The 11,337-nt window shown below is 73.7% G+C and carries 9 protein-coding genes and 1 pseudogene; 4 read left to right on the top strand and 6 right to left on the bottom strand.

Annotation, left to right across the window (positions count from 1 at the left end):
- Nucleotides 1-82 precede the first annotated feature (82 nt).
- The 6 genes from E6R62_RS42355 to E6R62_RS37085 all read right to left on the bottom strand — a co-directional run bounded on the left by E6R62_RS42355 (nucleotide 83) and on the right by E6R62_RS37085 (nucleotide 6,042).
- On the bottom strand, nucleotides 83-454 hold the full coding sequence (locus E6R62_RS42355; RefSeq protein WP_368773886.1) for a Uma2 family endonuclease: 372 nt from the start codon (nucleotides 452-454) through the stop codon (nucleotides 83-85).
- Between the two features lie 118 nt (nucleotides 455-572).
- Nucleotides 573-1,883, bottom strand: a complete 1,311-nt coding sequence (locus tag E6R62_RS37105) for a DUF58 domain-containing protein (RefSeq protein ID WP_136217856.1) — start codon at nucleotides 1,881-1,883, stop codon at nucleotides 573-575.
- Nucleotides 1,883-2,845 carry a MoxR family ATPase gene (locus E6R62_RS37100; protein WP_136217855.1) on the bottom strand — a complete coding sequence of 321 codons (963 nt, stop codon included), beginning with the start codon at nucleotides 2,843-2,845 and terminating at the stop codon, nucleotides 1,883-1,885. Before E6R62_RS37100 ends, E6R62_RS37105 begins: the two co-directional genes overlap by 1 nt.
- A complete protein-coding gene (locus E6R62_RS37095) occupies nucleotides 2,842-4,077 on the bottom strand; it encodes a DUF4350 domain-containing protein (RefSeq protein ID WP_136217854.1) in 1,236 nt (411 codons plus the stop codon). The genes E6R62_RS37100 and E6R62_RS37095 overlap by 4 nt, the downstream gene beginning before the upstream one ends.
- Complete coding sequence (locus tag E6R62_RS37090) at nucleotides 4,074-4,730, bottom strand: DUF4129 domain-containing protein (protein ID WP_136217853.1); 657 nt, start codon at nucleotides 4,728-4,730, stop codon at nucleotides 4,074-4,076. The genes E6R62_RS37095 and E6R62_RS37090 overlap by 4 nt, the downstream gene beginning before the upstream one ends.
- A 7-nt stretch (nucleotides 4,731-4,737) precedes the next feature.
- Nucleotides 4,738-6,042, bottom strand: coding sequence for a glycerophosphoryl diester phosphodiesterase membrane domain-containing protein (locus tag E6R62_RS37085; protein WP_136217852.1), 1,305 nt, complete (start codon nucleotides 6,040-6,042; stop codon nucleotides 4,738-4,740).
- A gap of 233 nt (nucleotides 6,043-6,275) precedes the next feature.
- Between E6R62_RS37085 and mtrA the strand changes: the two genes are divergently transcribed.
- From mtrA to E6R62_RS37065, 4 genes and pseudogenes are all read left to right on the top strand, one after another.
- Entirely contained in the window at nucleotides 6,276-6,965 is a 690-nt protein-coding gene (gene mtrA, locus E6R62_RS37080) for a two-component system response regulator MtrA (RefSeq protein WP_189973359.1), read from the top strand.
- Between the two features lie 88 nt (nucleotides 6,966-7,053).
- Entirely contained in the window at nucleotides 7,054-8,973 is a 1,920-nt protein-coding gene (gene mtrB, locus E6R62_RS37075; RefSeq protein ID WP_136217858.1) for an MtrAB system histidine kinase MtrB, read from the top strand.
- On the top strand, nucleotides 8,963-10,828 hold the full coding sequence (locus E6R62_RS37070; protein ID WP_240802125.1) for an LpqB family beta-propeller domain-containing protein: 1,866 nt from the start codon (nucleotides 8,963-8,965) through the stop codon (nucleotides 10,826-10,828). Before mtrB ends, E6R62_RS37070 begins: the two co-directional genes overlap by 11 nt.
- A gap of 87 nt (nucleotides 10,829-10,915) precedes the next feature.
- Nucleotides 10,916-11,337 (top strand): annotated as a pseudogene (locus E6R62_RS37065) (ComF family protein); the annotation flags it as partial.

Below are 11,337 nucleotides of genomic sequence, written 5' to 3'. Positions count from 1 at the left end.
GCCGATGGTACTGCAGGGGGGACCCTGTGGGAGAGTAGGACGCCGCCGAACAATCATTGTGGGAAAGCCCCGCACCAGCCCCTTACCGGGTTCGGTGCGGGGCTTTTCCGCGTTCCGGACCCTTTTCGGCGGTAGCGCAGGGGCCGTCCCTCCGGCGCTTCACCAATCGGCGGGGTAGCTCTTGAGGGCGCTCGTGCTGAGCGTCCATCGGCCGGCTGTGACGGTATCCCCGAAGCCGTAAGGCACCCGGGTCCACGACTACGTAGATCGGTACCCCCATCCTCGGATAGTCGTGCAGCTTGTCGCGGATTTCGGTGAGGCAGTTCGTGCGGCTGACGACCTCCACGACCATCAGCACATCACGGGAGTTGACGCCTTCGCCGTGTCGTCGGCGTCCTCCTCCGAATGACCATGGGTCGGGGACCTTGGTCAGGCCCGTGACGGGGTCGCCCATATCGGTGTCGTTGAGGGCCATGACCTCGGGGGAATGGGCCTCGATCTGGCGGCGCAGCCGCACCACCGATGGGGGTGCATCGACCAGCGTATCCAGCCGGCCGGCCGCGACCGGGAGGTTACAGGCGGCCGGCGGATTTGAGGGCGAGGTAGGCGTCCGCGAGGGCGGGGGCCAGATTCTCCGGGGTGGCGTCGACGACGTGGACGCCGAGGCGGGTGAGGTGGTCCGCGGTGCGGCGGCGTTGGGCCTGGGACTGGGTGGCGGCCGCGGCGTCGTAGACCGAGTCGAGCGTGCCGCGAGCGCGGGCCATCTCGGCGACGCGCGGGTCCGCGACGGAGGCGAGCAGCACCGTGTGCCGCTGGGTGAGCTGAGGCAGGGCCGGGAGGAGGCCCTCTTCGACGGGAGCGGCGTCCAGGCTCGTCAGGAGTACGACCAGGGAGCGGCGCGGGGCGGTGCGCAGGATGGTGGAGACGAGGGCACGGGAGTCTGTCTCGACGAGTTCCGGCTCCAGCGTGGCCATGGCGTTGACGAAGGCGGGGAGGGTGTCGGCGGCCGAGCGGCCCTGGACCTGGGCGCGGGGGCGGCGGTCGTGGGCCAGCAGGTCCACCCGGTCGCCGGCGCGGGTGGCCAGCGCGGTGAGGAGCAGGGCCGCGTCCATGGCGGAGTCCAGGCGGGGTGCGTCCGCGACGCGGCCGGCGGACGTGCGGCCGGTGTCGAGGCAGACGAGGATGTGGCGGTCGCGTTCGGGGCGCCAGGTGCGGACGGCGACCTTGTGGCCGCGGGCGGTGGCGCGCCAGTCGATGGAGCGGGTGTCGTCGCCGGGGAGGTAGTCGCGGAGGCTGTCGAACTCGGTGCCCTCACCGCGTGTCAGGAGGCTGGTACGGCCGTCGAGTTCACGGAGCCGGGCCAGGCGTGACGGCAGGTGCTTGCGGCTCGTGAACGGGGGAAGCACCCGGACCGTCCAGGGCACGGTGTGGGTGCCCTGGCGGGACAGGAGCCCGAGGGGGCCGTAGGAGCGGATCGTGACGCGGTCGGCCCGGCGGTCTCCGCGGCGGGTGGGCCGCAGGCGGGTGGTGAGGCGTCGGCGTTCCCCGGCCGGGACGACCAGGTCGTGGCGGGACGCGGCGGGTTCGGTGTCGGGGAGCCAACTGCTCGGGGGCCAGGCGTCGCGGACACGGGCCCGCAGGGTGCGGCCGCCGGGGTTGGTCACCGTGAGGTGTACGTCGGCCGGCTCGCCCAGGCGGACCGAGGTGTCGCCGGATCGGGTCAGCCGGAGTGTGCGCACGGGCGCGGCCAGGGCATAGTCGACCGCGCAGGCCAGGCCGATGGTGCCGTTGACCGCGAGCAGGCCCGTCCAGCCCGGTTCGAGGAGGCCGACGGGGAGGCTGCCGAGGGCCGCCAGCAGAGCGGCGCGTCCGGTGAGGGCCATCAGCGGGGGACGGGGACGTGGGACAGGACCGCGGAGATGACCGCGTCGGCGACGACGCCTTCCATCTCGGCTTCCGGGCGCAGTTGGACGCGGTGGCGCAGGGTCGGCAGGGCGAGGGCCTTCACGTCGTCGGGGGTGACGTAGTCGCGGCCGGTGAGCCAGGCCCAGGCGCGGGCGGTGGCCAGCAGGGCGGTCGCGCCGCGCGGGGAGACGCCGAGGGTCAGGGACGGCGATTCGCGGGTGGCGCGGCAGATGTCGACGACGTACGCGGCGATCTCGGGGGAGACGGTGGTGTTCTCGACGGCCTTGCGGGCGGCTTCGAGTTCGGCGGGTCCGGCCACCGGGCGGATGCCCGCGGCGTGCAGGTCGCGCGGGTTGAAGCCGGCGGCGTGCCGGGTCAGGACACCGATCTCGTCCTCGCGGGACGGCAGGGGGACCGTCAGTTTGAGCAGGAAGCGGTCCAGTTGGGCTTCGGGGAGGGGGTAGGTGCCCTCGTACTCGACGGGGTTCATGGTGGCGGCGACGAGGAAGGGCTCGGGGAGCTTGCGGGGGACGCCGTCGACGGTGACCTGCCGCTCCTCCATGGCCTCCAGGAGGGAGGACTGGGTCTTGGGGGGCGTCCGGTTGATCTCGTCGGCCAGGAGGAGGTTGGTGAAGACGGGGCCGTTCTGGAAGGAGAACTCGGCGGTGCGGGCGTCGTAGACGAGGGACCCGGTGACGTCGCCGGGCATCAGGTCGGGGGTGAACTGGACGCGCTTGGTGTCGAGTTCGAGGGACGCGGCGAGGGCGCGTACGAGGAGGGTCTTGGCGACGCCGGGGACGCCTTCGAGCAGGACGTGGCCCCGGCACAGGAGTGCGACGACCAGACCGGTGACGGCGGAGTCCTGGCCGACCACGGCCTTCGCGATCTCGGTGCGGAGCGCTTCGAGGGAGGAACGGGCGCTGTCCGTGGTGGCCGTCATGAGGTGCGGACCTCTCTTTCGAGGGCGTCGAGGTGGTCGGCGAGCGCGACGAGCGCCGCGTCGTCGGAGGGGGTGGTGCCGAAGAGCAGGGTGGCGAGGTCCGTGGCGCGGTCGGCGGTGAGCCGGGCGGACACGGCCGGGAGCAGGGCGGCCGGTTCATGGGCGTGGGTCGCCGGTACGCCGACGAGCGCGGCGAGGCGTTCGCGGGTGGCGGTGCGCAGCACGGTCGCGGCGCGGTCGCGGGCCCCGGCCTTGCGGTAGAGGCGGGCGTGGCCCTCGGTGGCCTCGGAGGCACGGACCGCGACGGGGAGGTTCTCGCTGACGAGGGGGCCGAGGCGGCGGGCGCGCCAGAGGGCGGCGAGGGCGGCGGCCACGAGCAGCTGGAGCAGGGCCCAGGTCCAGCCGGACGGTATGAGGTCGAGGAGGCTCTGCTGCTCGGGGGCGTCCGGGCCGGTCTGCTCGGCCGGGTCGGGCAGGTACCAGACGAGTTCGGGCCGGGAGCCGAGGAGTTGCAGGGCGAGGGAGGCGTTGCCCTCCTTGGCCAGGGTCCGGTTGAGCAGGACGCTCTCGGAGCCGAGGAGGACGGTGTCGCCGCCCTTGGCCGTGGCGGGCAGCACGAGGAGGGTGGGGTGGCCGCCGTCGGGGTAGCAGGCGGTGGCCCCGGCGAGGTCGGTGCCGTAGCGGGGGCCGCCTCCGGTGGTGGCGCGGCCGGCGGAGCGCGCGGCGGGCAGCGCGCAGTCCGGGTCGAGGGCGCCGCGGTCGGAGAAGGCGCGGGCCGTCGCGGCGGGGGCCAGGTCGGTGAGACCGGTGCCGGTGGGCGCGAGGAGGACCGTACGGCCGCCGGAGGTGTCGACGGCGGTGCGCAGCGTGCGCCTGCGGCTCTGGTCGAGCGCGTCGGGGTCGGTGACCAGCAGGGTGGTGCGGGGGCCGGTGGCGGCGGCCGCTTCGGCGGCGCTGGTGACGACCCGGCTGGTGACGCCCCGGGCCTTGAGGAGTTCGGCGACGGCGCGGCTGCCGTACGGGTCGGCGGATCGGGGATCGAGGTAGCCGTGGTGTCCGTCGGAGTGGAGGGCGGCCACGGTGACGCCGCCCACGAGGAGGACGCCGAGGGCGGCCAGGAAGCCCCTGGAGCGGACCCACAGGGTGGTGGCCCGGGAGGTGGCCGGGGGCGCGGGAGGCGCCGTCGTGGCCGGGCCCTGGGGGGTCGTGGCGGTGGACGCTGGGCCGGTCATGCCGTGGGTCCCGTCAGGAGCGGCGTGGCGCGCTCCAGGGTGAGGTCGAGGGTGCGCAGGCGTTCGTAGGTGTCGGCGTCGCCGGTGCGCCCGCCGTAGGTGACGTCGTCGAAGGCGCGGGCCGCCGCGCGCAGCTCGTCGGCGTGCCGAGGGAGGCAGGCGGCCGCTTCGGCGGCGGCCTCGTCGGCGGTGCGGCCGGGGCGCGGGTCGAGCAGGGCGCGCTCCTCCAGCGAGCGGACGACGGCGCGCATGCGTTCCCGGACGGCCTCGCTCCAGCGGCCGGCGGCGGCGTGGGTGTCGGCGGCGGCCCGGTGGTCGGCGGCGGTGCGCGCGCGCTCGTCGAAGAGGGTCCCGGCGGCGGTGACGGCGCGGCGGGGGGTGCCGAGCCGCCACCACAGGGCGCCGACGGCTAGGGCGGCGAGGAGCACGACGGCGACGAGGCCGACCGTGCCGCCGGGGGTCGCCCCGGCGGCACGGTCGAAGAAGTCGCCGAGCCACTCCCAGAGCCGGTCCAGGACGCGCTGGAGCGGGCTCGGGTCGTTCTGGTGGTACATCCGCTTGGACAGTTCGCGTTCGGCCGCCTCGCGGGCGGCGTCGCGCGGAGTCGTCACCGGCGGTGTGGCCGCGGTGATGACGAGTCCCCCCTGGCTCATCGGTGTGTCAGCCTCCGTACCCGACGCCGGCGCTTCCGTAGTCCTGCAGGCCGGCGGCCCGGGCGAGTTCCAGGTCGAGGGCCTCGCGGCGGATGCGCTGGTCGATGTACAGCAGGACGGTGATGCCCGCCGAGATCGGCAGCACGACCGTGAAGCTGATGATCGAGCCGATGCCGTTGATGAGCAGGAACGACCAGGACACCGCGAAGGAGCCGTCGGTGAAGGAGCTGAGGTCGCCGACGCCGCTGAGCACCGCGACGAGCGTGAACGGCATGGTGATCAGCATCGACACGAGGCCGGTGATGAGCCCGGTCAGGAGCGTGATGCCGAAGACGCGCCACCAGGCGCCCCGGACGAGCTTGGCGGACCGCCTGAGCGCCGTGAAGACCCCGGCCCGCTCCAACATCAGGGCCGGTGAGGCCAGCACGAAGCGGAACCAGAGCCAGACGAAGAGCGGCAGGGCGACGAGCATGCCGAGGAGGACGACGCCGATGTTCCCCATCAGCAGGCCCGGCAGGATCAGCACGCCGAAGAGGAGGACCGAGCCGACGGCGAGGAGCAGGGTCAGTCCGGCGAGGGGCAGCAGGCGGGGCCGCGCCTCCCGCCACGCCTCGCCGACCGTGACCTGCCGGCCGATCACGGCGCGGCTGTAGATGACGGTGAGCAGCGCGCTGGCGATGATGCCGAGGACGAGCTGGAGGAACCCGTTGGCGAAGACGGGGACGACGGCGTCGCGGAAGCCGCGGAGTATCTGTTCCGGGTCGTCGCCGGTGGCGGACGCGGTGGTGAGGTCCGACAGCGCGAACTTGTTGATCAGTACGTTGCCGGCCTCGATGAGGACGGCGACGACGAGGCTGATGGACAGCACCGAGCGCCAGTGGGTGCGCATGGTGGAGACCGCGCCGTCGAGCAGCTCGCCCAGGCCCAGGGGGCGCAGCGGGATCACGCCGGGCTTGGCGGCCGGGGGCGGGCCCCAGGGGCCGCCGGGGTGGCCGTACTGGCCGCCGTAGGGCGATCCGTACTGCGGGGGCTGTCCGGGCCGGCCGGTCGGGGGTCCGTACGATCCCCAGCCCGCGTCCTGCCGCGGTTCCTGCGGGGCGGCGTCGGCGGGTGCGGCCTCGGAGGTCGGGCCGCCGGGGCCGGCCCACTGGCCGGGCGGCGGTTGGGCGGCGGACCACTTGGAGTCCGCGGCCGGCTGCGCGGGGGGCTGTATGCCCTCCGGCGCGCCCTGGCCGCCCGTACCGCCGGCTTGGCCGCCCTCGCCTTCAGACGGGGAGGGCCCGGGCGAAGCCCAGCCCGGAGAGTCGTTCATTTCGCTCCTTCACGTGCGTCTGCTGCGGCGGGGGCGCTGGTCGGCTGCCATCGTGCCACGTGGGAGCGGGGAGCGGACGGGGTGTTCCCCGAGATCGGGTGTCTTCCCGCCTTCGATTGTCGCGGGAATCCGGGGCAGACTGGTCGGCCTGATCGCCACGCAGGTTCGGGGGGCGATTTCCAGCCCTTTTGGCTGTGGGACAGCTCACCGCCAGGTAACGATTAGCTAATGGGATGATGTCAAGCATGAAGGGACGAGTCCTTGTCGTCGACGACGACACCGCGCTGGCCGAGATGCTCGGCATTGTGCTGCGTGGAGAAGGTTTTGAGCCGTCGTTCGTAGCGGACGGTGACAAGGCACTGGCTGCTTTCCGGGAGGCGAAGCCGGACCTGGTCCTGCTCGACCTCATGCTGCCCGGACGGGACGGCATAGAGGTCTGCAGGCTGATCCGGGCCGAGTCGGGGGTGCCGATCGTCATGCTCACGGCGAAGAGCGACACCGTCGACGTCGTCGTGGGCCTGGAGTCCGGGGCCGACGACTACATCGTCAAGCCGTTCAAGCCGAAGGAGCTGGTGGCCCGCATCCGGGCCCGCCTGCGCCGTTCGGAGGAGCCGGCGCCCGAGCAGCTCGCCATCGGTGACCTGGTCATCGACGTGGCCGGGCACTCCGTCAAGCGCGACGGTGCCTCCATCGCCCTGACCCCGCTCGAGTTCGACCTGCTGGTCGCCCTCGCGCGCAAGCCCTGGCAGGTCTTCACCCGTGAGGTGCTGCTGGAGCAGGTCTGGGGATACCGGCACGCGGCGGACACGCGCCTGGTCAACGTGCACGTGCAGCGGCTGCGCTCCAAGGTCGAGAAGGACCCGGAGCGCCCCGAGATCGTCGTGACGGTCCGCGGTGTCGGCTACAAGGCCGGACCGAGCTGACGTGCAGCCCGGCACGCCCCGGGGCGACTCCCGTCGGGGAGTCCTGCGGGGCGGCCGGTTGCTCAAGGAGCGACTGGCCGGCAGCCCCGTGCTGCGGCTGTGCGTACGCCTCGTACGCCGGCCGCTGCTTCCGGCTGTCCGGCTCTGGCGGCGCAACATCCAGTTGCGGGTCGTCACGGGCACCCTGCTGCTCTCGCTCACCGTCGTGCTCGCCTTGGGTTTCGTCGTCATCGCGCAGGTCAGCAAGGGGCTCCTCGACGCGAAGGAGGAGGCCGCCCAGAGCCAGGCCGCGGGCGGCTTCGCGGTCGCCCAGGAGAAGGCCAACACGCCTTTCGCCGCCGACGGCTCCGACGTCACCGACAACAAGGTCGGCCGTGACGCCAGCACCTGGATGAACTCCCTCGTCAAGCAACTGGCCAGCGGCGGTCAGACCGCCTTCGAGGTGGCCGCCCTCGGCGCGGGGGCCGGAGAGCCGGCCGCGCCCGGCGCCCAGGGCGTCAAGGGCGCCCGCGCCTCCGGCAACGTCGATCCGACCGCCAGCGTCCCCATCACCCTGCGCCGCGCCGTCAACCACGCCACCGGCACCTTCAAGACCTTTTCCGAGATCCGCTACACGGCCGGCTCCGGGGAGAAGGCCCCCGCGCCCGCGCTGGTCATCGGCAAGCGCCTCACCGACATCAACGGCGACCCCTACGACCTGTACTACCTCTTCCCGCTGACCCAGGAAGAGGAGTCCCTCAACCTCATCAAGGCCACCATCGCCACCGCCGGCCTGTTCGTCGTCGTCCTGCTCGGCGCGATCGCCTGGCTCGTCGTGCGTCAGGTGGTCACACCCGTCCGGATGGCCGCGGGGATCGCCGAACGCCTCTCCGCCGGGCGGCTCCAAGAGCGGATGAAGGTCACCGGCGAGGACGACATCGCCCGGCTCGGCGAGGCCTTCAACAAGATGGCCCAGAACCTCCAGCACAAGATCCAGCAGTTGGAGGACCTCTCGCGGATGCAGCGCCGGTTCGTCTCCGACGTCTCGCACGAGCTGCGGACCCCGTTGACGACGGTCCGCATGGCCGCCGACGTCATCCACGACGCCCGCGTCGACTTCGACCCCGTCACCGCCCGCTCCGCCGAACTCCTCGCCGGACAGCTCGACCGCTTCGAGTCGCTCCTCGCCGACCTGCTGGAGATCAGCCGGTTCGACGCGGGCGCCGCCGCCCTGGAAGCCGAGCCCATCGACCTGCGCGACGTCGTGCGCCGTGTCATCGACGGAGCCGAACCGCTGGCCGAGCACAAGGGCACCCGCATCCGCGTCCTCGGCGACACCCAACCCGTCATCGCCGAAGCCGATTCCCGGCGCGTCGAGCGGGTGCTGCGCAACCTCGTCGTCAACGCCGTGGAGCACGGCGAGGGCCGCGACGTGGTGGTCCGGCTCGCGTCCGCGGGCGGAGCCGTCGCCGTCGCCGTACGGGACTACGGGGTCGGGCTCAAGCCCGGCGAGGCCACCCGCGTCTTCAACCGGTTCTGGCGGGCGGACCCGGCCCGGGCCCGAACCACCGGCGGGACCGGCCTCGGCCTGTCCATCGCCGTCGAGGACGCGCGGCTGCACGGTGGCTGGCTCCAGGCGTGGGGCGAGCCCGGCGGCGGATCCCAGTTCCGGCTCACCCTGCCCCGCACCGCCGACGAACCGCTGCGCGGCTCCCCGATCCCGCTGGAACCGGAAGACTCCCGTGCCAACCGGGCCAGGGCCGCCGCCGAGGCGGCGGCGCGCGCCGGCTCCGGCAACGGCACCGGTGGACCCGGCGGCGACCGGCCCCGCCCGGCCGACCGCTCCCCCATACCGCCGCGCCCGGCGGTGACCACCGCGTTGCCGGTCCCCGCCGACCCGACGGCGCTGCCCGGCAACGGGGCCCGGGTCGTGGCGCGCCCCGCCGAGCAGTCGGCGGCCGAGCGGTCGGCGGCCGAGCGGTCGGCGGCCGACACGTCAGCACAGGAGGATGGACCCCGTGGACGTTGAGCGCGGGCCGGCACACGTACAGGCCCGGCGGGCGGGCAGGCCGCGGCGCGCGACCCTGCGGGTCCACGCCGTGCTCGGGGCGGCGGCGCTGCTGCTCGCCGGCTGCGCCTCCATGCCCGACAGCGGGGAGATCCGGCAGGTCCAGGCCTCGCAGGGCGTCGACTCCCAGGTACGGGTGTTCGGCGTACCGCCCGCCGACAAAGCCGGCGCGGCCGACATCGTCGACGGCTTCCTGGAGGCCATGACCAGCGACGACCCCCAGCTGGAGACGGCCCGCAAGTACCTCACCGAGGACGCCGCGAAGAACTGGAAGCCCGGCTCGGCCGTCACCGTGCTCTCCTCCGGCCTCGACCGCTTCCCGGTGCAGGGCTCCAAGGAGCCCGACGACACCCGGTGGAAGGTCACCGGCAAGAAGCTCGCGACGGTGGACGAACGCAGCGCCTATCAGCCGGAGACCGGCGGGGGACGCTACGAGGAGTACCTCCAGCTGGTGCGGGAGAAGGACCAGTGGCGGATCGCGACCCCGCCGAGCAGCCTCGTGCTCAGCGAGTCCGACTTCCAACGCATCTACAAGCCCGTCAACAAGTACTACTTCGCGGGCGGCGCGCTCGTCGCGGACCCGGTGTACGTGCGCCAACGCAGCGACCCCGACTCGCGGATGGACCCCACCACCCAGACCGTGCAGTCGCTGCTCGCCGGACCCTCCAAGTGGCTGGCCCCGGTCGTCACCTCCAGTTTCCCCACCGGGACGGAACTGCGCGCGGGCACCAAGACCCTGGCGTACGACGGCCAGAACACGCTGCGCGTACCGCTGAACGACAAGGCGAAGAACGTCGGGCAGCCGCAGTGCCAGAAGATGGCCACCCAACTCCTGTACACCATCCGGGACCTGACGGCCTCCCGGCTGGACCGCGTGGAACTGCTGCGCCCCGACGGCAAGACGTCGCTCTGCTGGGTCACGCGTTCGGCCGCCGTGGCGATCGCCAACCCGGCGCCGCTCCCCGAGCACCAGTACTACGTCGACAAGGACTACCGGTTCGTACGGATGTCCCTCAACGTCAACGCCGAGGACCAGCAGCAGGACAAGCCGGAACCCGTGCCCGGGCCGCTGGCCACCGCGACCGGGTTCAAGGTGGGCTCGGCCGCCGTCACCTACGACGAGAAGCGCGCCGCGGTCGTCTCGGACGACCGGCACGCGCTGTACGTGGTGACGCTGACGACGGCCGGGCCGATGCCCCAGCCGCTGCAGTTCCCGGGGGGCAGGGCCGGCAAGCTGACCGCGCCCAGCTGGGACACGCACGGCGACCTGTGGATCGCGGACGTCGACCCGCCCAACCAGGGGCTGTGGCGGGTTCCCGGCGGTACCGGGGCACCGCAGAAGGTGGACGTGGCCGGGCTGGACGGCGGCCGGATCACCGCGCTCAAGGCCTCGCCCGACGGGGTGCGCATCGCGCTGCTCGTCGAGAAGGACGGCAGCCGCAAGAACCTGTACACCGGGCGGATCGAGCGGCCGGACGGCAAGGCGGACGCCTCGCCGGTGTCGGTGCGCGAGCTGCGGCCCGCGGCCCCGCAGATGGCCGACGTGATGGCGATGAGCTGGGGGCCCAGGGGCCGCCTGCTCGTGGTGGGCCGGGAGAGCGGCGGGGTCATGCAGGCCCGCTACATGCTGTCCGACGGCTCCACGGCCGCCGCGAGTCTGCCCGGCGCCTCCGGGTTGGCCGGGGTCGCGACGACCGAGGACGAGGAGAAGCCGGTGGTGGCCTTCTCCGACGAGGACGGCATCGTGTGGCTGCCGCCGGGGGCGCAGTGGCGCACGGTGGCGGCGGGCGGCCGGGAGCCGGTCTACCCGGGCTGAGCCGTGTGGCCGCGGTGGCGCGGGTTGTCCACAGGCGGTTTTCCACAGGGGTGGCGGCCGGCCCCGGACGGGCGGCAGGGTCGTCCCATGCGGGGCTGGTGGCAGGAGCTGGCGGGGCTGGTGCTGCCGGCCGACTGCGCCGGGTGCGGGGCGCCGAGGGTGGTGCTGTGCGCGCGGTGCCGGGCCGCCCTGGACGGTGGCGGGGTCGGGCGGGCCCGGCCCACGGCGCCGCCGTCCGGCCTGCCGGTGGTCCATGCGGGCGCGGTGTACGGGGACGCGGTACGAGCCGTCGTGCTGGCGCACAAGGAGCGCGGCGCGCTGCCCCTGGCCGGCCCCCTCGGCGCGGCGTTGGCGGCCGCGGTGCTGGCGGGCGCCGCGTGGTCGGGCCGGGAGGCCGGGGAGGGGGCGGGGGAGCGGGCCGCGGTGGTCCTCGTACCGGTGCCCTCCGCCCGCCACCGGGTGCGGGCGCGCGGGCACGACCCGCCGCCGCAACCGCAGTACGGGAGATC

This window comes from Streptomyces sp. A1136, assembly GCF_004795055.1.
Classification (GTDB): Bacteria; Actinomycetota; Actinomycetes; order Streptomycetales; family Streptomycetaceae; genus Streptomyces.
Note: the sequence above shows the minus strand (reverse complement) of the source record. Positions and strands in the feature narration are given on the sequence as shown.